The organism is Acidisarcina polymorpha (genome assembly GCF_003330725.1).
GTDB lineage: Bacteria > Acidobacteriota > Terriglobia > Terriglobales > Acidobacteriaceae > Acidisarcina > Acidisarcina polymorpha.
In genome coordinates this window covers 4,391,135-4,416,408 of record NZ_CP030840.1, presented here as the reverse complement: position 1 = coordinate 4,416,408, position 25,274 = coordinate 4,391,135, and the positions used below count along the sequence as shown (strand labels likewise).

Genomic DNA, 25,274 nt, shown 5'->3' with positions numbered 1-25,274 from the left:
AGCAGTATGGCCCCTAAGGGCCCGGCAGTTGAGGTGCCCAAGTCACCATGAGTTTCAAGCCAAAGAAAAGACCTGAGCCGTTCGACGAAGCGAAGCTCTATGAGTACGCCGTCGGCGCGCTCGGCCGCCGCATGCGCACTGTGGTTGAACTCAAACGCCTCATGCGCAGCCGCGTCGAAGAAGGAGAGTCCGGACAGGCGAAGATCCTCGCGGTGGTCACGCGCCTCGAAGAGCAGCACTATCTCGATGATCCTGCCTATGCCGTCACCTTTACTCGCCTCCGTCAGGAAAACGACAAGTTCGGCAAACGACGCGTGCAACAGGAGCTATCGAGAAAGGGCGTTGCTTCGGAGCTGATCTCCTCCACTCTCGATGTTGCCTATGAAAGTGTCAGCGAAGAGGAGTTGGCCCGCAAGCACCTGGAGCGCAAGCGAGTGAAGCAGCCCGCCACCGAAAAAGAGTCCGCGCGAGTTGTCAGGCTCCTGGTTCGCGGAGGATTTTCACTCGGAGTCATCTTCAAAGTCTTGAAAAGCTGGAATGTTTCCGACGAGACTCTCGCCGCCATCGAGACCATCGACCTCAATGAAGCCGCCGGCTATGAGTAGGCCGGCGGCTTCGTCAGCGACATCTCCACTGTGCAGTTTGCTGAATTGCTGTCTTGTTAGAAGTGCCAGATAAGATCCGCAGCAAGAGTTACGGCGTAGTTCTTGCCGGTTTGTGGAATTCCGTTTTCCAAGTGAGCGGGAGCGGATCCTGGGGCCGTATTCAGCGCCCTCAAATCGTACTTCCCGTAGTATCTGGTGAAGCTAACCTCAGGCCGGAAAGTTACCGTCGATCCCGCCCAGAAATTGAAGCCAACCATATGCTCCTCATAGATGCCCGGGGTTCCGATACGCTGGCCCTTGATATCGTCCACCACTTCGTTGCGGATGTTGAGCGAAGCCTGGTTTTTCCAGAAGTTATGCTCAACGTAGTTGGTGATTGCCCATTCGCCCGCATAGCAGTGGGCCGGTTGCTGCGCTGCCGGTAAGCGCGGGTCAACGCAGATCGCGCCAAAGTTGAGGTTGACCGCACCGTCTCCAGGGCGATAGTTGGTCGCCTCAGGCCACGGCGTCTGCGGAGTGTTCGCATACTGAATGCCTGTATTTGGATCGGTCCCGTTATACCAATACATGTTTGGTGTATCTCGCATGTACTGATACCAGGCCTCGGTATCAGTGTGCCAATGGTCGTTGATGCGGTGGTACCAGGTCTCATAGAACGCGGTCAAGTTGTTATAAGCGTACTTACCTTTGTTGATGGTGTTGTCGCAGGTATAAAGCGCGTCGCCGCCGTTGCTCCAGGTGAACTGCACACAGACATTCCCGGTCACCTGGGCGTCGGTGGTCCAGGGCATAACATCACAGCCCGGCGAAATGCCGCCTTGCACCGTCCAATGCTTGTTGATTTTGGTCGTCCAGTTCATGCCTAGCTGGGTATAGCAATCAACCGTGTAAAGAATAGAGTGAGAGTAGCTGTAATTGTTCGGCGCCAATTGTGCTTCAATGTCCGGCAGGGAGATATACCGCCCTACCCGGATGTTGGTGCCCTCGCCGATGTGAGGCAGATAGAAATCCAGATAGAACATCACCGGGTCCCAGCCATACTGCGCGCCCTTGACCAGCAGCTGCTGGCTCAGCATGCCTTTGGAGGTAGTGAAGCGATAGTCCTGTCCATAAAGGCTAGCGATGCGCCAGCCCCAGTCGAAGTGGTCTTGCTGCGCTTCGTTAGGGATGCGCTCATAGTAGACCGCAAACTGGTCAAGCACGATGGTGTTGGGGTATTCGTCGTAGGCCGACGGGAAATTCGCGGGGACATTGGGCACATGGCCGCGGTTGTTGGTCGAGCCGTTGGCTCCGATCGAAACCCAGCCATACCATTTCTCGCGCGATTTGTTTTCATTTACCGCCTGCATGAGCGGATAGGTCTGTGTATCCGGAGCGCCGATCAAAATCGTGCCGCCGATCGGCCAGTCGGTTGCCGGAAAGGGCGGTGAAAAGATAGGCGGCGGCGTACCGCGGCGCGGCGACACCAGCTTTGGATCGGTCCCTGGGGCATTCCCATGCCAGTCTGCCACGTAGGCTTGTCCCCAGCGAGTGAAGAATCCAGCCTTTGGACCAGCCAGCGGCGGCACTGTGCCGGGATTCGGCTCCGGTGCCTGGGGATTTGCGTGGGCGTCATCTGAAGAACTTGCCGAAGCGTCCGCTGCCGCAGATGCAGACGCAGGATCGGCTGCGGCGGCCGTCTCCGTCTTCATATCTGGACTTGCATCCTTTAGCGACACTGCCTGGTCGCCATTTGCCTTAGCCAGTGTGGCGCCTACGGCCGCCGACCCCGCGGCCTGGGCGGAAAGCCGACAGATTCCTCCTGAACAAAGTACGAGAAACATTGCTCCGCAGCACGCGGATCGTCCGAGAAAATTCATGACACCGTCCTATCGGTCTGGCGGTTACACTCCGCCTGAAGTTGTAGAGCAGCTCTGTAGTCGTTCGGCCGCATGCCTGAATCGCAGCTTTCAACTGTTCTCCAGCCCACCGCTCGGCTGAGGAAAGTACCGGCCAACCCGTATCAATTCATTGATCTTTCTCGTTGATTAGTTCGGGTTACAAACAGGCACCCGGACGTCGCCTGAAGTCGAACTCTTTCATGGGCCGGCATCGAGTCCCTCCATCACCGATCTTAGGCAGCGAGCCATAATCGACCGGTAAGGATGGCGTAAGGAATTGATAAGCGGCGAGCGATCACGAAGGGGCTCGATTCGATCCCTCTGGCGGCCCGAAAACACCTTTCCCGCCATAATTGCTGAATGATGCTTTGAGAACCCGGCGAACAGTGACAAGCTAAAGGACGTTCCTCGTAGTCTCCCGCTGCGCGAGGTCTATGCACACTTGAAGCTCGCACGAGAGGGTTCGATGAATATGGCCTCGCCTCGAATCATCGTGGTGGATTGGTCGGGGGACCGCACCATTTCCAATCAGCGTAAGAAGATCTGGATCGCGGATTGGAGCGAGAACAATGTCTCCCTCACCAGCGGCCGCACGCGCGATGAAACGGCCGAATACCTCGTGGCGGCGGCCGTGGATACTCCCAACCTCATCGCCGGTCTCGACTTCGCCTTCTCTTTTCCGGCCTGGTTTGTTCGCATGCAAGGCTGTGAGCGCGCTGAGGAATTCTGGGCGCTCGTCGCCAATGGCAAAGGCGAAGAATGGCTCTCCCAGGCAAACGCCTTCTGCTGGGGAAGAAAAGGCAGCCGCCGCCCAGACCATCACCGCGCGCCCGCGTGGCAAGGCTTTCGCCAGACAGATCGCAAATTCAATGGCCAGCTGAATGGCATTCAGCCGAAATCGCCTTTTCAGATCGGAGGAGCGGGAGCGGTCGGGACCGGCTCGCTTCGCGGCATTCCCATTCTGCGGGAACTGCGCCGCGCCGGCTTCAGCATCTGGCCTTTCACCGCGACCGGCTTCCCGGTAGCGCTCGAGATTTACCCACGCCTTTTTACCGGACCCGGTAATAAGAGTAGCGAAGCCTTTCGCATCGCTCATCTCCGGCGGCCGGAATACACTTTTCTCCCGGAAGACGTCCTCGCCCACGCCAGAGGCTCGGAAGACGCTTTCGACGCCCTCTGTTCGGTCCTCGGGATGCGGGAGCACGCCCGAGACTTCGCGTCCCTTCATCAAGCAACCGATCCGGTGCGCTTACTCGAAGGAGAGATCTGGACACCGCACATGATCTGAGCCGTGCCAGTGCAGTCAATCACGCGACCCTCTTGACGGCAAAATGAACGGCCGCAAGCCAGCACCCAACCGCTACGGCCATCGGCTCACGTAAACTGAAAGTCCGTATGCGATATATGTCCGGCTCTGAAATCCGCGAGATGTTCCTGAGGTTCTTTGAAACCAAAGGGCACCGCCGCGTCCACTCGTCGTCACTCGTCCCCCATAATGACCCGACGCTGCTCTTCACCAACGCGGGCATGAACCAGTTCAAGGACGTCTTCCTCGGCGTCGAGCGGCGCGACTACTCGCGGGCAACGACGTCGCAGAAGTGCGTCCGCGCCGGAGGCAAGCATAACGATCTTGAAAATGTCGGCTTCACCCGCCGCCACCACACGTTTTTCGAGATGCTCGGCAACTTCTCCTTCGGCGACTACTTCAAGCGCGAGGCAATCGCCTACGCCTGGGAACTCGTCACCTCCGACGAATGGTTTGGCATTCCCAAGGACAAGCTCTACGTCACCATCTTCGAGGGCGCCGACGGCGTGCCCCGCGACGACGAAGCCGAGCAGTATTGGCTCGACGTCGGTGTCCCTAAAGAACGCATCTTCGAAATGGGGATGAAGGACAATTTCTGGGCCATGGGAGACACTGGGCCTTGCGGGCCTTGTTCGGAGATCTTCTATGACATGGGGATTGAGGCTTCTGAAACGCCGGGAAAAGACCTGCCATTCCCGCAAGACGATGCCCGTTATGTTGAGATTTGGAATTTGGTTTTTATGCAGTTCGAGCGGGATTCTACTGGGACGCTGAACCTTCTTCCGAAGCCATCGATCGATACAGGCATGGGGCTTGAGCGGACTGCCGCGGTGTTGCAGGGGGTGGTGTCGAATTTTGAAACTGACTTGTTCACTCCGCTTATTAAACGCGCCGCCGAACTGACCAACACCGCGGATGACGTGGGCAACGCTTCGCTGCGAATCATCGCTGACCATGCCCGGTGCGCGACATTTCTGATCTCCGACGGTGTTCTCCCTGCAAACGAAGGACGCGGCTATGTGCTGCGCAAAATTCTTCGCAGAGGGATTCGACACGGTCGGTTGCTCGGGCAAGAAAAGCCGTTCATGCGCGACATGGTCTACGCAGTGCGCGATGAAATGCAATCTGCATATCCGGAGCTGATAGAGAACGCTGATCGGGTTGCAAAGGTAGTCTTTGCGGAAGAGCAGCAGTTCGCTCGGGTCATGGAAGTCGGATCGAGGATGCTGCATCAGGAATTGAGTTCGTTGACCGGCGACAAGGCATTCCACCTCTACGAAACGTTCGGCCTTCCCCTCGATTTCATGATGGATGCCGCCCATGATGCTGGCATCCACTTCGACCTCGAAGGCTTCGAGCAAGCTCGCGCCGCCGAACAAGCCCGCGCCCGCGCCTCCTGGAAAGGTGGCTCGCAAAAATCCGCGAGCCCGGTCTTCCGCGAACTCCCGAAGACCGATTTCGAAGGCTACCGGCAACTCAGTGTCGAAGGCGCCGAAGTCCTCGCCATCATTAAGGATGGCATTGGCATTCAGGAAGCCAAGCCCGGTGAAGAGGTCGAGGTCGTCCTCGATCACACTTCCTTCTACGCCGACTCCGGTGGACAGGTTGGGGACATCGGCTGGCTCTACTCCGACGACCACAACTCCATCGTCGCCGAGGTCAGCGGCGCGACCAAGCCGGTGCAGGGAGTCTTCGCCCACAAGGTGCTCGTCCGTCAGCCGATTCGCGTTGGCGACAAAGTCGACACCGTGGTTGATACAAATTACCGCAACGCCACACGGCGCAACCACACCGCGACCCACCTGCTTCACGCCGGACTGCGCGAGGTCCTCGGCAAGCATGTAAAGCAGGCCGGATCGCTGGTAGACGACCATCGCCTGCGCTTCGACTTCTCGCACTTCACCGCGATCGCCGACGAGGAACTCCAAGAAATCGAAGACATCATTAATAAGGAGGTGCTCGCGAATACTGGCGTCGTCACCCTCGAAGATGTGCCGATCGATGTCGCCGTGAACGAGTATCACGCGATGGCGCTCTTCGGCGAGAAGTATGGCGAGAAGGTGCGGGTGGTCAAGATCGGCGACTTCTCCACTGAGCTTTGCGGAGGCACGCACACTGGCGCGACTGGAGAGATAGGCACCATCAAGCTGCTCGGCGAAGGCTCAGTGTCCTCGGGGGTTCGTCGCGTCGAAGCCATCACCGGATTAGGCGCGCTCAAAGAATTCCGCCGCGACTTCGCGGTCGCGCAGCTGGCCAACCAACTGGCGCCGAGCATTGAACTCTCCCCGGCCGAAGCGCTGCGCCAGAAGATTGCCTCCAACGAAGAGGATCTGAAAAAACTTCGCCGTGAACTCGATGAAGCGCGCATGAAGTCCGCGGCTTCGTCGGTCAGCTCGGCCGCCGACCAGGCAGTCGAGGTTAAGGGCGTGAAAGTCCTCGCGCAAAAAGTTGGTTCGCTCGATCGCGGGCAGCTGCGCGTGCTGGTCGACAACCTTCGTAATAAGCTCGGTTCGGGAGTGGTCGTCCTCGGCTCCCCGCAAGAGGATGGCAAGGTCGCGATCATCGTCGGCGTCACCAAAGACCTTACCAGCAGGCTACAGGCCGGCAAGATCATCGGGCCCGTTGCCAAACAGGTTGGAGGCTCGGGCGGTGGACGCCCAGACATGGCCGAGGCCGGAGGCAAGGATGCCCACCAACTCGACTCGGCTTTGGCAAGCGTGCCGGAGGTAGTCGCGTCGTTGCTGGCTTAGGCCTGCGACTGCTCTTGTGCGTGCCGACTTAAGTCGGCGTAGCCAACCGGCAGTCGCTTCTGCTTCCGTCGGCAGCGTCGCGGTCTTCGGGAATAGGCGTTCTCGGGTTGGGTTTTGGGTTCCCTGACGCAACCGGAGGCCGGTTTCCGGGTCTTTGCTACTCGGCGCGAACTTATAATGAGAGTGTCTGTGGCGGGGAAACCCTCGATACTTTATGCCGCGTTCGGTTCGATTCGGAGGACCCATGCGCCTCCCAAACCGCAAGATCACGGCCGCTGAAGCACTCGCCAGGGCGGAGCGATCCTCGCTGCTCCTGATACTGCTTGCGCTGCTGGCACTCCCCGGTTTTGGATCGCCCACCGGCCGGCCGACTCAGTCGCAGTCCCCTTTCGACCGCGCCCAGCGAGCCCGTCAGGCGCTCGCCTCCCGTCCCGAAGAACAGCGCAGCAAGCGAGACTACGAGCGCGTCCTTGAGCTCTACCGCTTTGTCTATCACGCCGACCCTGCTTCACCAAAGGCGGATGCCAGCGTCTTTGCCGTCGCGCAGCTGCTGGGCGAAGAGGGCCGCGTCTTCAATGACGAAAAGTCCCTCCACGATGCGCTCGGCCAGTACGAATTTCTCCGTCGCGAATACCCCGGTAGCCGCTATCGCCCGGAGGCGTTGTTCGCCGAGGCCGATCTCAATCTCAGGGCGCTGGACGATCGCCCCAATGCCAAGGCGCAGCTTCAATCTTTTCTCAAGCAATATCCTCATAGCCCGTTCGCTACCCAGGCCCACCAGGATCTCAAAGACATACACACCGAGGAGCAGGCAGCGAAAAAACACGGCGTCGAGCCGCCGCCCGCGCTCGCCGCGGGATCGCCGCGCTCATCGACGCCGACTGCCGCCTCGAGGCGCTCGAACACCGTGCTCACGGCGGCAATGGCATCTCAGAGCGAGCAGGCCGGGTCCAGCAGGACCGATGCAGCGACGAGGACAAAGGCAACCCCGTCGACCGCGCAGTCCACCTCCACGCCACCGCCTCCGATAAGGCCTGCCGCCGCGCCAAGCCCCTCCCTTCAACAGCCGATTTCCGCTAGCCCGGTTGTGCCTCCAGCAAGAATAGCGATAGAAACACCTCTTCCCTTCTCCCCACAGCCAGTAGCTGTCTCTGAGCCGCGGCGCAATGCCAGGCCGGTCTCGGTCACCGGCGTACGCCATTGGTCGACCGCGATTTACACCCGAGTCGCCATCGATCTTGGCGACGAGGTCCAATACGAAGCTGCCCGCGTGCCCGACCCGGACCGCATCTTTTTTGACCTTCATGGCGCGAAGCTCTCGCCGGAGCTCATCGGAAAATCGGTCACCGTCACCGACGATGGTTTTCTGAAACGCATTCGCGTGGCGCAGTTCTCGAATGACGTGACTCGCATCGTTCTTGACGTCAGCGATGTGAGCGATTACTCGGCCTTCCTGTTGCCAAATCCCTATCGCCTCATTATCGACATCCACGGGCGCAAGCCGGGCACGGCAAACACTCAGATCGCGCAAGCCCCGGCAAATCAAAGCCCGGTCCAACCCACTGCCCCAGCGTCATTGCAAAATCCGCAGCGACCAAATTCTTCCCAACCGGTAAGTCAGGTGCCGTCGCCCTCGAAGGCGCCGCCATCTTCGAAGGTAGCCTCAAGCAGCATCCCAAATCCGGTGACAAGCACTCCGAGTCGCACGGCGCCCTTGCCAACCCAGGCAAATCGACCCGCTGCCGTGGTCGTTCCCGGCGACCCGGCTACATCGCGGACGGAAGCGAGCCAGGACATCGCCTCTCTCAGCCGTCAGCCTGACCGCATCAAGGCGACCAGTCATCCCACAACTGCGCCGATCGCGGCTTCGGTCGCCGGCACCACGCCCGCTGCGCAGCCGGACCTTACGAAAACAACGCCAGCCCGGACCGCCAAGCGCGGCAAAGACAAAGACAATACCGATCCCAATGCCGTAACCTCGGCAAGCATTCACGAGGCCGACCCGACCGCCGCTGGTGGACGTTCCATGGTGCGAGCGTTGGGTCTCAAGATCGGGCGCATCGTCGTCGATGCAGGGCACGGCGGTCACGATTCGGGCACTCTCGGGCCAGACGGCATCCAGGAAAAAGATGTGGTGCTTGACGTTTCGTTGCGGCTCGGAAAGCTGCTCAAGCAGCGCCTCGGCGCCGACGTGATATTCACCCGCAGCGACGACACTTTTATTCCACTCGAAACCAGGACCGCCATCGCCAATAAGGCGCAGGCCGATCTCTTCGTCTCCGTCCATGCCAATTCCAGTTTGGATGCGAGCGCGCGCGGAGTGGAAACTTACTACCTGAATTTCACCGCTTCGCCCGAGTCGCTCGAGTTGGCGGCACGAGAAAACGCGGTATCGCAGCAGTCGATTCATCAACTCTCCGATCTGGTGAAGAAGATCGCTCTCCACGACAAGATCGATGAGTCGCGAGAGTTCGCGTCCGACGTTCAGAAGTATCTCTACGACGGACTGGATCAAGGGAATCCCGGGTTGAAGGACCGCGGGGTCAAGCAGGCTCCGTTTGTGGTGCTGATCGGCGCGAACATGCCATCGATCCTCGCGGAGATTTCCTTCCTGACGAATCCCGACGATGCCCGCCAGCTGCGCGATCCGAGCTATCGGCAGCGCATCGCCGAATCGCTCTACCGCGGTGTCGCCCGTTATGTGAGTGGATTAAGCGGCGTCCGGCTTGCCGAAAACTCCGGCCATCTGCCTGGCGATTGAGGAGGACAGACTGAGCCGGAATTGTGAATAACCCTGGGCGTTTGACCCTGGTGTCCGTTACAATTGCGCGGGTAAACGTTTCCGTCACGGCTGCTCTCCCGAGGTCATCCAGAAGATGTTTGGTTCCCGCTTCGCCAGCAAATTGCTCCCTCTTGCCCTGCTATCGCTAAGCAAATCGCTCTACGCACAACCGGCCCCGCCCGTCACTTTGAATATTCAGGCGGACAAACCGATTGCCAAGGTGAGTCCTACGCTCTACGGCCTCATGACCGAGGAGATTAATTACTCCTATGACGGCGGCCTCTACGCGGAGCTGGTCAACGGCCGCGCTCCAGGGCCGCAATGGGACGCACTCGAACACTGGGTCGCGGTCACCGAAGGAAGCGCGCAGGCCTCCATCAGCGTTGACCCGGCCAACGGTCCCAGCACTGCCCTGCCCCGCTGCCTGAAGGTCACCATCAAGCAGGCGGGTCCCGGCGAACAGGCCGGCGTGCTCAATGATGGCTACTGGGGAATTCCGGTCCGCCCCGACACCACGTATCAGGCTTCGTTCTACGCGAAGACCGATGCGCCTTCGCTCGGCCCGGTCAAAATCAGCATTGTTGATAACCAGAGCGGAAGAGCCGTGGCGAGCGCTACGATTCCATCGATTACTTCGGAGTGGAAACAGTACAGCACAGTTCTAAAAACTGGTCAGGTCTCGGTCTCCGCCACCAATCACCTGGTTTTGTCGGTCGAACATCCGGGCACGCTCTGGCTCGACCTGGTCTCGCTCTTCCCTCCAACTTACAAAGACCGCGAGCACGGGTTCCGGATCGACCTGATGGAGAAGCTCGCGGGCATGCATCCCGCGTTCTTGCGCTTTCCGGGGGGAAATTACCTCGAAGGCGACCATATCGCAGAGCGCTTCGACTGGAAGAAGACCATTGGCCCCTGGGTCGATCGGCCCACCCATCCGAGCCCCTGGCATTACCACTCGTCGGATGGGATGGGTTTGCTGGAATTTTTATATTGGTGCGAAGACCTGCACATGCAGCCGGTGCTGGCCGTCTATGCCGGATATTCGATGATGCAGGAGCACGTCGAACCTGGCGCTGCTCTTGATCCGTACGTTCAGGACGCGCTGGACGAGATCGAATACGTCACCGGCGGCAGCGACACGAGATGGGGCGCAATTCGCGCAAAAAATGGGCATCCTGCGCCGTTTTCGCTGACCTATGTCGAGGTTGGCAACGAAGATTTCTTCGACAAATCGGGCAGCTATGACGGCCGCTATGCTCAATTCTATAAAGCGATCAAGCAGAAGTATCCGCAGCTGCAACTCATCGCCACGACACCGGTCAGCAGCATCAAGCCCGATGTTGTCGACGATCATTATTACAAGAAGGCGGAGGAGTTCTTTGCCGACGTCCACCACTACGATGGGACTGATCGCAATGGTCCTAAGATCTTTGTCGGGGAATGGGCGACGCGCGAAGGCGGCCCCACGCCGAACTTCGGAGCAGCGCTCGGCGATGCTGCGTGGATGACGGGCATGGAGCGCAACAGCGATATTGTGGTCATGGCCAGCTACGCGCCGCTGCTGGTCAATGTCAACCCCGGCGGCATGCAATGGCGTACCGACCTCATCGGCTATGACACCCTTACCAGTTATGGTTCGCCCAGCTACTATGCCCAGGTGATGTTCGCCAATCATCTTGGCAAAGAGGTGGTCGGCTCGACGGTCAGCGGTGGTGGTCCGCGCTTTTTTTACTCCGCAACCAAGGACGAAGACAAAGGGATTCTCTATCTGAAGCTGGTGAATGCATCCTCCGTTCCGCAGCCGGTCGATCTTCGACTCATGGGCGCAGGTACGATCGGATCGACTGCCAAGCTCATTAGCCTGAGTTCTAAAACTACGCAGGACACCAACACTCTTGCCGATCCGATGCACATTGTTCCTACGGAGACGGCCCTTACCGGAGTGAAGGACAGCTTTAGCCACACGGTGCCGCCGTATGCCATCCAGATTCTGGAGGTATCGCTGAAGTAGAATCGGCGGGCGGACGTTGACAGGGGCTGCCGCCAGCCGAGTTCGGTTTTGCCGGGGCGCACGGCCTCGAAGCTAACCCGAGGTCACCGGTGGTAGTCTCTACATCAAATGAGTATGCATTACCGCCATCTACCGAAGATATCGGGCCTGACTATTGCCTTCGTATTTTCCTGCACTTTGGCCGGGGCCAAGCCGCCAGTGAAGGCTGCCGCACAACCTTCGCTCCTCCCCACGGACTTTGCTGGCTGGCACGCCGACCCACGGCCGGTGTCAAGCCCAGCCCCCGAGACCGCCGATGTGGCGAATGCCGATCTGCTCAGGGAAGACGGCTTTGCGCAAGCCAGTTCGGCGACCTACATCAGAAATGGCGACAAGCTGAATGTCCGCGCAATCCGTTTTGACGACGCCTCAGGCGCCTATGCGGCATATACCTTCTACCGCCGTCCTGGTCTGCCGAAGCAGGAGGTTGGCTACGGAGGGGTCTTCGACGGAACCCGGGTACTCTTCTGGCAGGGATCGACGGTGGTCGACGCCACCTTCGATCACCTTACTTCCATGTCCGCCGCGGAGCTGCGCGAACTCGCCGGAACTCTTCCGAAACCGGAAGGAGGCCTTGGCGTTCCTCCGCCGCTGCCTGGGTATCTACCTCAAGCCTCGCTAGATAGTCAATCCAGCCGCTACGCCCTGGGACCGATCGGCTATGTCCGCGGAGGAGGGGTCTTACCGCCGTCTCTGATCGACTTTGGCCGGGGGGCCGAGGTGCTGACCGCACAATATTCCAGTCGCGATGGCGACGGCACCCTGACCTTGATCGACTATCCCACTCCGCAGCTCGCGGCCGACCGTCTGCGGGCCGTGGCCGTCTTTCTGGCGGCTGGCAATACTGCGGCTGCCCAATGGCCTAGCCAGCTCACCCAGAGCTCTCCTGAGGCCCTTCAAAGCCGACGCAGCGGTCCGCTGGTGGGTGTCACCAGTGGGTCGCTTTCGGCGGATGGCGCCCGCAAGTTGCTTTCCGAAGTGAATTACAACGCCGATGTCACCTGGAACCATCCACAGGGTTACGTTAGTGAAGTTTCAAAGACCGCCAAACTGCTGGTTGGCATCATTACATTGACAGCAATCCTGGGCGGAGCGGCGTTATTGCTGGGAGTTTTTTTCGGGGGCGGTCGCGCTTTCTACCGCCGCCTGCGCGGAAAGCCTGCGTCGACGCTGGCAGATGCGGATTTCATCAGCCTCCATTTACGGGAATGACAAAATTGAACAAGAGCTAGTGCAAATCATCGTGTAAATTACACATTCTGCTAGGGTTCAGCCATAACCCGAGGGAGTTAAAGCGAAGACAAGGCGAAGATCTGTGGCTGAGGTAAATTTAGACCGACCCGCCAAAAGGGGTCGAAAATCAGGGGTTTAGGGGGGCAGGGATTTTGCCTTGACACCCGGTTTGCCCGACCATAGTATTTCGCCAGAAAGTTCTGATGGCTTTGCCTCCGTTGGAACTGTTCTCCCTAAGTGAAAAGGCCGCCCTGTTGCCGGGCGGCCTTTTCGCCGTTTTCCGTGGACCACGGGCGACCGGTAAACCTGATCTGCGCTTCCGGTCCTCGCCTTTCCAGCTTGAGGAATCGCCTCCGGTGCTCTGCCTTATCCCGGCGGAATCGCGAGTGGTAAAATTTGGTTTTTCAGAGGGTGACCAATGAACCCGGTGAAGAATCTGAACCCAGCCGTTGACGCCTATATTTCGGGGATTCGCCCTTTTGCGGAACCGATTATCAGCCATCTCCGGGAGCTTGTGCACCAGGGCTGTCCCGACGTCGAAGAGACGATGAAGTGGAGCCGCCCTTTTTTTGAGTATCGCGGTGCAATCTTCGCTAATATGTCAGCCTTCAAAGAGCATTGCAGCTTTGGCTTTTGGGGGGAGGAGATCGGTGCGGTGCTGCGTGAGGCCAAGGTTTTACGCGCAGACGGAATGGGATCGCTGGGCCGAATCACCAGCCTGGAGGACCTGCCCGCCGACAAGCTCATGCTTGGCTGGATCCGCCAAGCTGCCGCTTTCATCGACAGTGGTCAATATACGAGCCCGGTTGCGGCGCGGCGCAAGGTCGCGAAGATCAAGCCCCTCAGCAAGACACCTCCGGAACTGCTCGCAGCGCTCCAGAAAAACAAGCAAGCAGCAGCCGCGTTCTCAGCTTTCAGTCCAAGCTGCCAGCGGGAATACGCAGAGTGGATTGCGGAGGCGAAACGCCCGGAGACGCGCGACAAGCGCATCGTCACGGCGATCGAGTGGATCACAGAGGGAAAGCAACGCAATTGGAAATACCAGGATTGCTAAATGCTCCGGTTCTCCCTCGTCTGACCCAGGACCTAATGATTCCGATGATCTCCACTTGAAGTCACTGCCCTGGCTCCATGGCGATATCCGCTCCCGAGGGGAGACACTCCATCAACTCCCCCTTCATCCAGCTTCGTTGAATTGATCCGCACATGTGGCGAAGTACGAAATGACCTTCGCCCTAGCCCGGTATGATCGATACTGCTTCTTTCTCCTCCGCTGCTATCGTTTCCGGCCGATCTCAAATCAAAGTAAGAACGTGCGTGAGTCTGCATCACTTCTGGACTATTGCAACGCCAGAACGATCGTGGTTCGTCTATAAAAGGAGCAAAAGTAAAAGGAAGCAAAAATGTCCGTCTGTAATAAGAAGCAAAAATCCAATTGAAAGTGAAAATAGCATGGAAGAGCAGGACCGCAATCAGGGTCTGAGCAGGCGTACCTTTCTCGGGAGAAGCTCCGCGGCTTTGGCAGGCGCCGCATTACCGGTCGCCGCCGCAGGACAGCAAACGAAAGACACGAGTGGCGATGGTCACACCGGTGTGAATGAGCAACAACCAGGGCCCCGCAACCCGGTGTTGGATCAAGCGGAACCTGATTCCGTCTATCCACCGACCACCGACGCCGGCGGACAGCCGCCCTTTAAATACCCGTTCAGCTTTGCGCATAAACGAATCGAAGCTGCAGGCTGGACTCGCCAGGTCACGGTGCGTGATTTTCCGATCTCGAAAAAAGTGGCCGGGGTGGAAATGCGCCTTGTCAAGGGCGGCATTCGCGAGCTGCACTGGCATCTCGGCGCCGAGTGGGCGTTGATGACCGCAGGCAGCGCACGGATCACTGCGGTCGATCACAAAGGCCGGGGCTTCGTCGAAGATGTCAACGAAGGCGATCTCTGGCTTTTTCCCGGCGGCATTCCTCATTCCATCCAGGGCCTGGGCCCGGACGGTTGCCAGTTTCTTCTGGTCTTCGATGATGGCAACTTCAACGAATTCGAGACCTTTCTGCTTACTGACTGGTTACATCACACTCCCAGGGAAGTGCTCAGTAAGAACTTCAACACCACTGATGCGACCTTCCGCAATGTGCCCGCACGCGAACTTTTCATCTTTGCACGCGAGCTGCCTCGCCCCCTCGGAGAAGAAAAAGAAGAGGTATATGCCGGGACTGGGGAGGTGCCCAACAGCTTCGCCTTCTTCACCAGCAAGATGCAGCCCACCAAGGTGACAGCAGGGGGAAGCATCAAGATAATTGACCGGGCGAACTTCCCCGCGACCAACATCGCCGCAGCGATCGTCACACTCAGGCCGGGCGGCTTGCGTGAACTGCATTGGCACCCCAATGAGGACGAATGGCAGTATTACGTGAAGGGCACGGGCCGGATGACGGTCTTTTCCGCTGGCGGACATGCGCGCACAATGGACTTCCACGCGGGCGACGTCGGTTATATCGAACGGTCAAAGCCTCATTACATCGAGAATCTCGGCGATACCGATTTAATCTTCCTCGAGGTTTTTCCCACGCCTGAATACCAGGACATTTCGCTGAGCGAGTGGCTTGCGCACACGCCTCACCGGTTGGTCGATGAACACATTGGCACGGGTGAAGAGTTCCTGCGCAAGATCAGCAAGAAAAAGCAGGTCACTACTCCGGTGTAAGAAAATCCTGCTGACGGAAATCGCGACTATGCGGCCATCAGCAGGATTTCTGAGCCACGGGCAAAACTCTCAGAGACATCCGCTACCATGACCTCTCCATTCATATAAAGCGGTGTCATATAAAGCGGCGGCATGGCCACACGCGTCTTCTGAATTTCTAGTGCGGAAGTTGAAGCAGAATTTTTCTCACCATCGACGCTTCCATTTCTCAGGGGGTGCCGGTCCTCAGCGTCTGCTTCCATCTGCTCCATCGCCCGGAGGGAGCAGAATGGTTGGGGCAGCAACCGCGACCAGCGGCTCTGCACGACTCTGCCAATATCCGCGACGATTTAACTTCGTTACCTGGTGGGGCTCTTCAGCCGAAGGATTCTGATCGTGGCACGCCGAACACTTATGAGCATTCCCCATGGATATAGCAGAGGTGAGCACATAGCTTAGCCCTCGATTGTTCCAAGTGACGATATGGAACGAACCTTCATCGCGGCTATGAAACTCGATGCCACCAGATTTTACGACCTTGCCTCCGGACGCGGTATAGAGGGAACCCGGGCCAACCAGCATGCTAATCACTTCGTTTGACATGCTGAAGGACACCATGGCAAGCCGTTCATTGCCCGCGGTCAGGAGTCTTCCACCGGTGACCTTGTACTTTGCCCCATCACTAGCAGCCAGCCCTGAGTCCGCCATGCGAAAGGGGAAAGATACCCGGCTTGTAAACCATGCAGCTACTGCTTCGGGCGAATTCGAGGATATATCCAGCGGAACGGAGTTTTGCAATAGATCCTGGTGAGCTACGGCCGCTGTCTGGAGCATCACATTCGTGCCACGCTGCCGCTGTTGGTAATAGGAGAGCACGCTTGCCGCAAAGATCGCCAGGAGAGCTGCAATGGCGCCGACTGACCACAATCGGGAGGTTGATGTTCTTTGCCGAGGCGCCTGCATCGGACGAGCCCGCTGACTCTCCGCCGCCTGCATCCTCCGTAACACGGAGGCGCGTAATGAATCGGGAGCGGTAAGGGAAGGACGAGCAGCACGGATCCGGGACGAGTAAGCTTCAGCCTCGGCGAGGCATTGACGGCATAGTTCGCAGGTCTCCATGTGGGAGAAGAGGTGTTCGCCCTCCTCCGGAGTAAGCTCTCCGTCGACGTATAACTGGACGTTCCCGTAGAATTCATCGCAACTGTTCATGGTGACTTGTCTTTCCGGATTGGGCTCCTCTGCCCCATCCCTCGCTCAGCAACACCCGTAGCTTGGCACGTGCGCGGCCCAGACGCGACATCACCGTGCCGGCAGGACAGCTTAGAACTGTTGCAATCTCGTGGTAGGAGAGTTCCTCGAATTCGCGCAGGACTAAAATTTCCTGGAACTCCGAAGGCAGCTTGTCAATTGCCGCCCTCACCCGCTTCGCGTCCTCTTCACTTTCAAGTATCTCTTGAGCACCTCGATTGCTCCCTACCAGTCCATCGGATAAATGCGCATCAGCATCGACCTCGACAAGCTGTGGCCTGCTTCTCTGTTTGCGAAGCTCGTTCAGCCAGAGATTCCTTAGAATCGTAAAGAGCCATCCCTTTACGTTACTGTCCTCCCGCAGACGGCTAAATGCCTCCATCGCGCGGACGTATGTCTCCTGCACTAAGTCCTCGGCGTCCGCCCGACTACGCGTCAGCACGATTGCATACCGATAAAGACTGTCAATGTGTTCAATGCCAAAAGCTTCAGTGGATGCCGTTAATGTTTTAGGGGTAAACATTGTTCCCCTATTTTCTACCCAATGTACTGAATCGCAAAAACTAGCGTACAACAACAATTATGTGACAACTGGCACAAATACTCCACTTATAATGCCTGTGTTCTATGCACGGGGATCATCTCCCGGCCAATTCGGCGAGATTACACTTTTGCTGGCCGGCGCTATGGGGTCAGGCAGTGCAGGCAGGCAGTCTGCCTTGCCAAATCGCACCGCACCCTGGATGGCAATTCCAGTCGCATCGATGGAGATCGCCGATTCCGCCGACTGTAGACAGATGCCGCCGAGGCCGCCTTCGATGATCACCCGCACGCCGCCTTTGATATGAATTTCCTCTCCCGATTCGATAACGTGAGCGACGCCTGTTCGACTGATCTGACTTCCTGCCACCTTGAGCGAGTAGTTGCCAGCAACGGTGCTTGCCTGCTCTCCCTTGACGTTCAGGTAACGGCCTCCTTCGATCTCCAGCACCTGCTCTTCACCAACCCTAAGGTGTGCCCTCCCGTCCACCTGCTGGTACTGGTGTTTGAGGATGTGACTGTGCTCTTCGTTGCCTATGAGCCGGTGCCAGTCATGCTCCACATGAAGATCGAAGTTGCGTTCCGCATTCATGAAAATCTGTTCTGAGCCTTTCAGGTCATCGAAGCGTAATTCGTTCGCGTTGGCGGCCCCACCACCTTTCGAGGAGCGGGTCAAAATGCCGGAACGAGTGTACTCGGACTTAGGATCGTACTTCGGCATGTTGACGCCGTTGTACACTGAACCAACCACAATCGGAGCGTCTGGGTCGCCATCAAGAAAATCGATCAGTACCTCGTCCCCGATGCGCGGCCAGAAATAAGTCCCCCAACCCTTGCCCGCCCATTGCTGCGCCACTCGTAGGAGCGTCTTGTCTGGAGTCTCCGGCGGCCTCTGACGGTCCCACCAGAACTGGACACAGACGCGGCCGAAACGGTCGAGATAGGAGTCTTCCCCAGGGAACGTCACTACTTTGCCCGTGACGACGCCTTGCACGCGAGGCTTGGCGATGGTCTTTTCCTTTCGATATACCTGCGTAAATGGCCGCGCCTCAAAGCTGTTCATATAAGGGTTTTCATCTGGCTTGACTACTTCAGATCGATAGCCCGGCTGTTGCTGCGCGAAGTGAGTGACACGTGTCAGTAAGTACTTGATGTTTTTTTCTGATTGAGGATATTTGCTGAGAGTAAACGTAAACCCGCTCTGCATCGTACTTGCCGTAGACTGGCCGTGGCAGTCGATCGACTGTGCGTCCTCTACATCGCGTTCGACATTTTGCAGTTGCGTCTGCATGATTGGCGTCTTTGGTTCGGCGCCCTCAGTCTTAAAGAAGGCTGAAGCGGAATCGGCATAGTCGTAGCGCTCGTGAGAATTCTCCCCCATCTGCGTAGTTGACCGCGCCGTCTGAGGGCTTGCATGAGAGACCGCGTACTGCATGAAGCGGTAATCCCATGATGTGTGATCGCCGGCAATGAGAGCCGATCGCGATCGGAAGTCCAGTATCAGCGGCTTATAGAAACTTAGCTGCCGCTCATCCTCCACAGCGAAATCGAAGTGGCTCGCGACTGGGCATTCGCTACAGAGCGCACTGGTGTCGGAAAGCACCAGGACATGATCGGCAGCAGAATGGATGAAATAGAAGAAGATGCCTTGCTGTTGCAGGATCCGCTCGATAAACTCCAGGTCTGTCTCCCGGTACTGAGTGCAGTACTCAAGGATTGAATAAGATGCTTGTGTATCTAACTGCGGAACAATGCTATAGGGAGAAAGGACCTTTTCAGCAATCTCGAGCACAGTCATATCCTGAAAGACTCTCGTTTGCCGGCTTAACGACAGCAGCCATAACATGGGAACCACTCTTACCCGGTAGCGGTTAAAGAACGTGTCGCCTCCGGTCCCTTCAAGGCTGGCAACTATCCCATTGAAGTAACGCTTGGTGCCGGTATCAGTTACTTGCAACTCGAGCGTCACCCGCTTGCCGACCAGCGCCGATGGGTCAATCACCGTCTCGGGTTCCGAGAGGACGTCGACCTCAAAATCGAATAGCTCTGAAATTGCCTCGACTCCGCGGAACCCGATCGCGAGTAGTGTATTCGCGCCCAAAGGGCTGTTGAACAGAAGGATCCGGTTTGTCTGTGTATACCCTGCCATCTTGGAGCGCCTTTCGGTTATGCTGCCGTGTAAGTCTGGGAGTCGGGAGCGTCCTTACTCTGTGTCCAGGTATAGGTGAACTCTCCGGTCTCCGAGACTCCTACGCGAACCTGCTCCAGAGACTCTCCCTCTGCCATACCCGCCAACAAGCTGCGTGATATTTCGGGCAGCAGCGTATTGGAAAGCAGGTGGTCTATGTTGCGGGCGCCACTCTCAACTTCGATGCAACGCTGCCGGACGAGCTCAACGAGTTCGTCGTCGTACTGCAGGTGTACTCGATGCGCTGTCGCTAACCGGTCTTCGATCTTTCCCAGCTTCAAGCGAATGATATGTTTCAGAACTTCTTCCTTGACGGGGTAATACGGCACCACAAGCGTGCGGCCCAAGAAAGCGGGCTTGAAGATGCGATTGAGTTCCGGCCGAATGGAGGTTGCTAATTCAGCCGGAAGCGGCATGGACTCAGACTGCGCGCAGAGTTTGGAGATCAGACCGCTCGCCGCATTCGTTGTGAGCAGAATAAGCGTATTGCGAAAATCTATCCAGCGACCTTCGCCGTCCTCAATGTGGCCTTTGTCGAAGACCTGGAAAAACAACTCGAGGACATCCGGGTGGGCCTTCTCCACCTCATCGAGCAGGACGACGGAGTAGGGCTGGCGCCGTATGGCTTCGGTAAGAACTCCTCCCTCACCATAGCCGACATAACCAGGAGGGGCGCCCTTAAGCGTGGACACTGAGTGCGGCTCCTGGAACTCGGACATGTTGATGGTAACTACGCTGTCCTCTCCGCCATAAAGCACTTCCGCCAGGGCTAGCGCGGTTTCTGTCTTGCCGACACCGCTCGGTCCAGCAAGCATGAAAACGCCTATTGGCTTTCCGGGATCGTCCAGGTTGGCGCGAGAAGTCCAGATGCGTTGTGCAATGGCCGCCAGCGCGTGGTCCTGACCGACGACTCGTCGCTTAAGCTCCGTCTCGAGACTGAGGACTTTAACGATCTCATCGTCCATCATCTTGCCGAGCGGAATGCCGGTCCACTCGGAGATGACCGAAGCCACTATCTGGGCGTCCACTGCCAGATAGGTCAGTGGCGCCTGCGATTGTAACGCTCTCAGCTGAGAGCGCAACCCCTCCAACTCGTTCAAAGCCGCGGAGCGCTCTTCGGCGTCGAGACTGTCACTCGACTCCAGCCCTGCATGGAGCGCCTTCATCCTTTGCACAAGCTCAGTTTCTTGTGCCCACCGTCCGCGAAGCTGCTGAAGGTCGGCAGTCGCGATGCGGATCTGCTCGTCGCAAGCGGCAATTCGTTCCGCGTGCTGGGAGCCGGTCGCTTGTTCCCGCAGTAAGAGGCGCTTCTGGGACTCAAAAGCAGTGATGCGGCGCACTAGAGCCTCGACCGCTGCGGGATCAGTTTGCTCGCTGAGTGCGACCCGGGCGCATGCGGTATCGAGAACACTTACAGCCTTGTCGGGCAGCTGTCTGCCTGGCAGATAGCGGTGCGACAAGCGAACCGCCGCACTAATCGCCTCGTCGAGAATGCGCGTGGAATGATGTTTCTCCAAGGACGGCGCGATGCTACGCAGCATCGACTCGCACAATGGCTCTGACGGCTCATCCACTTGGACTACCTGAAAGCGCCTGGTCAAGGCGGCGTCCTTCTCGAAGTAACGCTTGTATTCTACCCAGGTCGTCGCGGCGATTGTCCGCAGCTCTCCTCTCGCCAACGCCGGCTTCAGGATGTTGGCTGCATCTCCCTGGCCTTGCTGGCCGCCCGCTCCAATCATGGTGTGCGCTTCGTCGATAAACAGAATCACTGGTTGGGGAGAGGCTTTCACCTCCTGGATCAGGCCCTTCAGCCGATTTTCGAACTCACCCTTCACACCGGCCCCGGCCTGCAGCAAAGTCAGATCGAGACTATGTAGGCGTACTCTTTCAAGCACTGCAGGCACATCACCATCTGCGATTCTGCGGGCGAGACCCTCGACAACAGCCGTTTTACCGACACCGGCTTCACCGGTCAGAATCGGATTGTTCTGTCGCCGTCGCATGAGGATATCGATCATCTGGCGGATCTCTCCGTCACGGCCAACCACCGCCTCGATTCGGCCTGCACGCGCCTCACCCGTCAAGTCAATCGTGTATTGATCGAGAAACGGCGTCTTTGCTGCTGACGTGCGTTGCGATGCTTTATTGGCAGTTGATGGCTGCTGCATCTCCGAATCTGCCTCAATGGATCTCTCCGTCAACTCGTGAAACTCCTGCAGCAATGTGGCAAATGGGATCCTCGCCAGTTCTTTGCTAATATCGCGCAACATGCGTGCAAGGCCATCTTCATTCAACAGGCCGAGCAGTGTATGACCGGTGCGGATTAGGGCAGAATCGAAAGTCAGCGATCCGATTGCCCACGCTTCCCCAAACATTTTTATGAGGGCTGGGCTGAAGGCAGGTCCTCGGGCATTTCCGGTTTTAAGCCGGTCCAGGCTGGCCCGAAGTTCAACAGCCAATCGAGAGCGGCTGACTCCATAATGGTCAACGATCAGAGCCAGATCGGTTTTCTCCAGCTCCAATGCCTTGGCCAGAAAGTGTTCGATCTCCACTTCATAGTTCGTCCGCGAAAGGCACAGGCCTGCGGCGCCTTCCATAACCTGCCTGGTTGTGTCATTGAACTTCGCTACCAGCGGCTTCACGCTCGCAATCATATTTATTTCCTCTTTATACGATCAGGTATGTAGTCTCGTCAGGATCTCTGCCCATCGGTTTTATTTTCAGCCAGCTTTCGTAGCCGAGCCGGCTGCTGGTGACTGGACCAGCTTTCAAGGGGATCTGCGGCACTTCGTCGCGCTCGAGTATCAACTGAACGACAAACTGGAAAGCCCGGCGCGAATAGAACTTCAGCCAGTCTTGCAGTTCGGCCTGCCCGCGCGATCCGGGCAGAAATTCACGATATCGAGCCAGTGGCATGGGACCGAGCCGCACCGTCATTGTCCCTTCTTGATCCCAGACCTCATTGCCTACGACCGTCGCAATTCCCAAACACTCGGCCATGGATTCGCCATCACGCAATACGGTTTGTTGCTCTTCAGGAAGCGGTACCCAGGAGCCGGTGAATTGCCTTATCTCGACGCGCACCCCAAAATAGTCCTCCAGGATTTGCTTGAGTCCGTCTACCGACCGGATCTGATTACTTAGCAGACCGGAGTAGTAGATAGAGCTTTCTTCCGGCATTGTCATACGGCCTCGCAAACCGGGCGTGCCCAAGCCTACAAGATCGTAGAGCCGTTGAGTTATCTCGTCTTCCCCACCTTGTGCCTTTTCATACGCAATGAAAAAACGATACCGTGTCCAGGCGCGATAGAAGAGCGACACGATGCGATGGTTGAAGAGATCGAAGAACTCCAGCGTCGCCCGGTCCTTCCCGCGTTGCCGTTCCAGCAAGGTCTCCGTGTAGCTGCGCGGCATTGGTCCGTTTATGACATTCAGCCCCAGGAAATTCACCTCGAGAGATGCGGGTTTGTCTTCCTGCGGCTTGTACCAGCCAAGCTCGCTGGCTGGAAACGCGAGTGCTGGAGGCGCTGTGAAGCGCACGACCTCGTCTGCCGGTGTTACGAAAATCCCCATTGGTTTGCGTTCCGGATGCATCCTCTCGAGAAGTCGCACCATCTGGAAGAATCGAAAGCTTCGCGGTTCCGCTTGCATCATTTCCCGCAATCTTCGTTCCCCAACTTCCCTTTGTTCCCCTATATCAATGACTGGCTGCCCGCTCTCGGTGACCATTCCTCCAAGGCCTCCTTTCTCATGTTCGTGCGGACGGCAAGTTGTGAAAAGCTGTTCATTGAAACGTACAAGCCGAAGAAGCGGTCCAATATCGCGCTAAACAGATAGGCACCTCCGCCTGGGAAGTGCGACTCGTCTAGTTCGATCTCCACCCGCGTTCCCCTGGCTGCTGTACTGCCGAACTCAGTTTGCATCAGCGCGATATGCTTCTTGGTGGTCATGGACACTATGCCGGCAATCTGCTTTTCGAAGTGCGTGGCTGCGGTGAAGTTGTGTAACTTCAGAATCTCCTGAAATGCAGCTAGACCAGCTTCGCCCAAGGATAGGTGGTTCAAGGAAAGCTGCGAGATCAGGCTCCAGGTTTGTCCCGCGCCGGAAGGCGAAGGATACGTCGGCGTTGGCCGGTGCAAAGCACGGATCTTTCCGATTCCCGCGCCACCTTCCCAGTAGAAATCGCCGTCGGGGTCGCCGAACGGCAGCCTTGCCGGAAGGTCGTGATTGGTGCAGGTGCACTGCACAGTAAGGACCTCCGCATTCGGCTCGGTCATTGCACCCTCCGCATCGACTATCGATACGTAGACATCGCTCGGCCTTCGATTATCTATTTCGGAGTACTTCCTAGTTGACCTCCAATACACTGGCGCCCGGGCCGGTATCGCACGAAAGCGGTGCTCAAAAAGTGGAGGCAGAGTGACCGATGTACGTCGCGACGGATTTGTTGCGAGTATTGAGTCGATAGAAAAGATCTCAATACCGGTACGACTTCGAGCACTCACCGAGACAGGATATTGATGGCGCGCCTGCGAAAGCAGAACCGGCTCCGCGGCATGACTGAACAAGTTAATTATCGGCGTACATCCTAGACGGATCGTCTCAGAAGAGACACCAACTTCGAGCATTTGCATGCGCTCTGGTTGCTCGAACTGGGAGACATAAAAGAGGATCTCGAGATCTTCTCCTGCATCAACGGCCTCTATCGCCGGTCGCAGATTGCATAATTGGAAGAAAAGAAATTTCTCATGGAAGCTGAAATATTCCTGCAAGAGCCTGTAGCCATGGAACGATCGCTGCGGATATGGCAGCAAGCTTTCGTCGGCGGCAAAGCCCATAGCGCGCAGCCCGCTGCGGTCGAGTGAAACCGTCTTGCCCGTCGGTCGCTCTGGACTACGGACCACAATCCTGCGCAGATTGTGGGACAACAACTCATAAAGCGGCAGTGCGACCCCACGCTCGCCCGCGAGATAGAACGCTAGCGTGTCCATCTCTAACTTTGAAAACAAGACTTCACGTCGAGCCTTGAGAACGACTCGCAGCACAGCGGCCGCATCGCCGACGCGCGGTGGTGATGGAATTTGTTCAGGCCGTCTCCAGGCACACTCTTTCACTTCAATAGGCCACAGAGTGACGGGGTAACCGGTGCGGAACTTGCATGGAACTCCGTCCGTCGTGCGTTTCGCCGTTAGTTGCACGCCAGCCGGCACGGTCACAGAGTTACCTTTATTGCTCCCTGTTTCATCAGAAGAAAACTCAGCAACCGTCATCGCTGGCATAGGCCGTAGGAAATGCGGATATACTACATCGAGGAAACCCTCGGTTAGCTCGGGAAAATCATCGTCTAGCCGGAGATGGATGCGCGCGGCCAAGAAAGAGAAAGCCTCAAGCAGTCGCTCCACATGTGGATCGGCACAACGGTCCGGCTCCAACTGGAGTCGACCCGCTACAGCAGGATATTTCTTCGCGAACTCAGCGCCCATCTGTCGCATGTAGCCCAGCTCGCGTTCGTAATATTCCAAGATTTGCTGTCGCATCCTTACCCCACGAAGTAAGTTTCACTTGTTAAGTCGAAAACGGTATCAAAGGTAACCGCTTCAACGCTCGGGTAAACGGGAAGATTGGCCTCGATGTGCAGCCGTATCTCACGATTGACGAAATCACCATCTTGCACCCTGACTGTCACTTCGGTTAAGCGGGGTTCATACTCGGTAAGACACTGCTGGATCGAACGTTGCATCTCCAGTAAGTACCCGCTTCTTGTTGCTCGCAAGCTGGTCAGGTCTTCAAGACCATAGTTCACGACCGAGGCGGCGGCTTCGCTGTAACCGCCCAGCTCCATGGTCATAGGCCTGCGAGTATTCAAGAGTGCCTCCAAATCTCGCCGGATCGATTCCTTTAACAGCCGCAGAGACCCTGTCTGGGTAGTGGGCCACTCCTGCTTTTCGCTCAACCTTTCCATGAGGGACTGCGCAAACAACATTTCTTTCGAACGTGCCATCGCTCT

The 25,274-nt window shown here is 57.4% G+C and carries 17 protein-coding genes; 8 read left to right on the top strand and 9 right to left on the bottom strand.

The features are described 5' to 3' along the window. Positions 1 to 47 precede the first annotated feature (47 nt). Complete coding sequence (locus tag ACPOL_RS18640; protein ID WP_114208392.1) at positions 48 to 605, top strand: regulatory protein RecX; 558 nt, start codon at positions 48 to 50, stop codon at positions 603 to 605. A 56-nt stretch (positions 606 to 661) separates the two neighbouring features. Here ACPOL_RS18640 and ACPOL_RS18635 read toward each other — a convergent pair whose 3' ends face one another. After that, on the bottom strand, positions 662 to 2,428 hold the full coding sequence (locus ACPOL_RS18635; protein WP_161557436.1) for an outer membrane beta-barrel protein: 1,767 nt from the start codon (positions 2,426 to 2,428) through the stop codon (positions 662 to 664). A 523-nt stretch (positions 2,429 to 2,951) separates the two neighbouring features. On the opposite strand from ACPOL_RS18635, the gene ACPOL_RS18630 reads away from it, so the two are divergent. The 7 genes from ACPOL_RS18630 (at position 2,952) to ACPOL_RS18595 (ending at position 15,312) form a co-directional block, all read left to right on the top strand. Beyond that, positions 2,952 to 3,773: a hypothetical protein gene (locus ACPOL_RS18630; RefSeq protein ID WP_114208390.1), complete on the top strand. Its 822-nt coding sequence runs from the start codon at positions 2,952 to 2,954 to the stop codon at positions 3,771 to 3,773. A 107-nt stretch (positions 3,774 to 3,880) separates the two neighbouring features. Further along, a complete protein-coding gene (alaS, locus tag ACPOL_RS18625) occupies positions 3,881 to 6,541 on the top strand; it encodes an alanine--tRNA ligase (protein ID WP_114208389.1) in 2,661 nt (886 codons plus the stop codon). A gap of 244 nt (positions 6,542 to 6,785) precedes the next feature. After that, positions 6,786 to 9,302 carry an N-acetylmuramoyl-L-alanine amidase gene (locus ACPOL_RS18620; protein ID WP_236656873.1) on the top strand — a complete coding sequence of 839 codons (2,517 nt, stop codon included), beginning with the start codon at positions 6,786 to 6,788 and terminating at the stop codon, positions 9,300 to 9,302. A 115-nt stretch (positions 9,303 to 9,417) separates the two neighbouring features. Then, a complete protein-coding gene (locus ACPOL_RS18615) occupies positions 9,418 to 11,334 on the top strand; it encodes an alpha-L-arabinofuranosidase C-terminal domain-containing protein (RefSeq protein ID WP_114208388.1) in 1,917 nt (638 codons plus the stop codon). 108 nt (positions 11,335 to 11,442) lie between these two features. Next, positions 11,443 to 12,585, top strand: coding sequence for a DUF6599 family protein (locus ACPOL_RS18610; RefSeq protein WP_150133060.1), 1,143 nt, complete (start codon positions 11,443 to 11,445; stop codon positions 12,583 to 12,585). Positions 12,586 to 13,024: 439 nt separating this feature from the next. Continuing rightward, positions 13,025 to 13,660 (top strand): YdeI/OmpD-associated family protein, encoded by a 636-nt coding sequence (locus tag ACPOL_RS18600; RefSeq protein ID WP_114208385.1) that lies wholly within the window; start codon positions 13,025 to 13,027, stop codon positions 13,658 to 13,660. A 191-nt stretch (positions 13,661 to 13,851) separates the two neighbouring features. Then, positions 13,852 to 15,312: a cupin domain-containing protein gene (locus tag ACPOL_RS18595; protein WP_236656872.1), complete on the top strand. Its 1,461-nt coding sequence runs from the start codon at positions 13,852 to 13,854 to the stop codon at positions 15,310 to 15,312. 26 nt (positions 15,313 to 15,338) lie between these two features. Here the strand turns inward: ACPOL_RS18595 and ACPOL_RS18590 are convergent, their stop codons facing one another. The 8 genes from ACPOL_RS18590 to tssE all read right to left on the bottom strand — a co-directional run bounded on the left by ACPOL_RS18590 (position 15,339) and on the right by tssE (position 25,268). Continuing rightward, positions 15,339 to 15,554, bottom strand: a complete 216-nt coding sequence (locus ACPOL_RS18590) for a hypothetical protein (protein WP_114208383.1) — start codon at positions 15,552 to 15,554, stop codon at positions 15,339 to 15,341. Next, positions 15,538 to 16,500, bottom strand: coding sequence for an anti-sigma factor family protein (locus ACPOL_RS18585; protein WP_114208382.1), 963 nt, complete (start codon positions 16,498 to 16,500; stop codon positions 15,538 to 15,540). Before ACPOL_RS18585 ends, ACPOL_RS18590 begins: the two co-directional genes overlap by 17 nt. Further along, entirely contained in the window at positions 16,484 to 17,062 is a 579-nt protein-coding gene (locus tag ACPOL_RS18580; RefSeq protein ID WP_114208381.1) for a sigma-70 family RNA polymerase sigma factor, read from the bottom strand. Before ACPOL_RS18580 ends, ACPOL_RS18585 begins: the two co-directional genes overlap by 17 nt. A 102-nt stretch (positions 17,063 to 17,164) precedes the next feature. Then, on the bottom strand, positions 17,165 to 19,228 hold the full coding sequence (locus ACPOL_RS18575) for a type VI secretion system Vgr family protein (RefSeq protein WP_114208380.1): 2,064 nt from the start codon (positions 19,226 to 19,228) through the stop codon (positions 17,165 to 17,167). A gap of 17 nt (positions 19,229 to 19,245) precedes the next feature. Further along, positions 19,246 to 21,921 (bottom strand): type VI secretion system ATPase TssH, encoded by a 2,676-nt coding sequence (tssH, locus tag ACPOL_RS18570; RefSeq protein WP_114208379.1) that lies wholly within the window; start codon positions 21,919 to 21,921, stop codon positions 19,246 to 19,248. Positions 21,922 to 21,934: 13 nt separating this feature from the next. Then, positions 21,935 to 22,918: a type VI secretion system baseplate subunit TssG gene (gene tssG / locus ACPOL_RS18565; RefSeq protein WP_414633381.1), complete on the bottom strand. Its 984-nt coding sequence runs from the start codon at positions 22,916 to 22,918 to the stop codon at positions 21,935 to 21,937. A 41-nt stretch (positions 22,919 to 22,959) separates the two neighbouring features. Next, positions 22,960 to 24,804 carry a type VI secretion system baseplate subunit TssF gene (tssF, locus tag ACPOL_RS18560; protein WP_114208377.1) on the bottom strand — a complete coding sequence of 615 codons (1,845 nt, stop codon included), beginning with the start codon at positions 24,802 to 24,804 and terminating at the stop codon, positions 22,960 to 22,962. A 2-nt stretch (positions 24,805 to 24,806) separates the two neighbouring features. Further along, on the bottom strand, positions 24,807 to 25,268 hold the full coding sequence (gene tssE / locus ACPOL_RS18555) for a type VI secretion system baseplate subunit TssE (RefSeq protein WP_114208376.1): 462 nt from the start codon (positions 25,266 to 25,268) through the stop codon (positions 24,807 to 24,809). Positions 25,269 to 25,274 lie beyond the last annotated feature (6 nt).

Coding starts and splice junctions, on each gene's coding strand:
- ACPOL_RS18640 (WP_114208392.1), top strand. CDS start 48: ATGAGTTTCAAGCCAAAGAAAAGACCTGAGCCGTTCGACGAAGCGAAG.
- ACPOL_RS18635 (WP_161557436.1), bottom strand. CDS start 2,428: ATGTTTCTCGTACTTTGTTCAGGAGGAATCTGTCGGCTTTCCGCCCAG.
- ACPOL_RS18630 (WP_114208390.1), top strand. CDS start 2,952: ATGAATATGGCCTCGCCTCGAATCATCGTGGTGGATTGGTCGGGGGAC.
- alaS (WP_114208389.1), top strand. CDS start 3,881: ATGCGATATATGTCCGGCTCTGAAATCCGCGAGATGTTCCTGAGGTTC.
- ACPOL_RS18620 (WP_236656873.1), top strand. CDS start 6,786: ATGCGCCTCCCAAACCGCAAGATCACGGCCGCTGAAGCACTCGCCAGG.
- ACPOL_RS18615 (WP_114208388.1), top strand. CDS start 9,418: ATGTTTGGTTCCCGCTTCGCCAGCAAATTGCTCCCTCTTGCCCTGCTA.
- ACPOL_RS18610 (WP_150133060.1), top strand. CDS start 11,443: ATGAGTATGCATTACCGCCATCTACCGAAGATATCGGGCCTGACTATT.
- ACPOL_RS18600 (WP_114208385.1), top strand. CDS start 13,025: ATGAACCCGGTGAAGAATCTGAACCCAGCCGTTGACGCCTATATTTCG.
- ACPOL_RS18595 (WP_236656872.1), top strand. CDS start 13,852: ATGATCGATACTGCTTCTTTCTCCTCCGCTGCTATCGTTTCCGGCCGA.
- ACPOL_RS18590 (WP_114208383.1), bottom strand. CDS start 15,554: ATGGAAGCAGACGCTGAGGACCGGCACCCCCTGAGAAATGGAAGCGTC.
- ACPOL_RS18585 (WP_114208382.1), bottom strand. CDS start 16,500: ATGAACAGTTGCGATGAATTCTACGGGAACGTCCAGTTATACGTCGAC.
- ACPOL_RS18580 (WP_114208381.1), bottom strand. CDS start 17,062: ATGTTTACCCCTAAAACATTAACGGCATCCACTGAAGCTTTTGGCATT.
- ACPOL_RS18575 (WP_114208380.1), bottom strand. CDS start 19,228: ATGGCAGGGTATACACAGACAAACCGGATCCTTCTGTTCAACAGCCCT.
- tssH (WP_114208379.1), bottom strand. CDS start 21,921: ATGATTGCGAGCGTGAAGCCGCTGGTAGCGAAGTTCAATGACACAACC.
- tssG (WP_414633381.1), bottom strand. CDS start 22,918: ATGCAAGCGGAACCGCGAAGCTTTCGATTCTTCCAGATGGTGCGACTT.
- tssF (WP_114208377.1), bottom strand. CDS start 24,804: ATGCGACAGCAAATCTTGGAATATTACGAACGCGAGCTGGGCTACATG.
- tssE (WP_114208376.1), bottom strand. CDS start 25,268: ATGGCACGTTCGAAAGAAATGTTGTTTGCGCAGTCCCTCATGGAAAGG.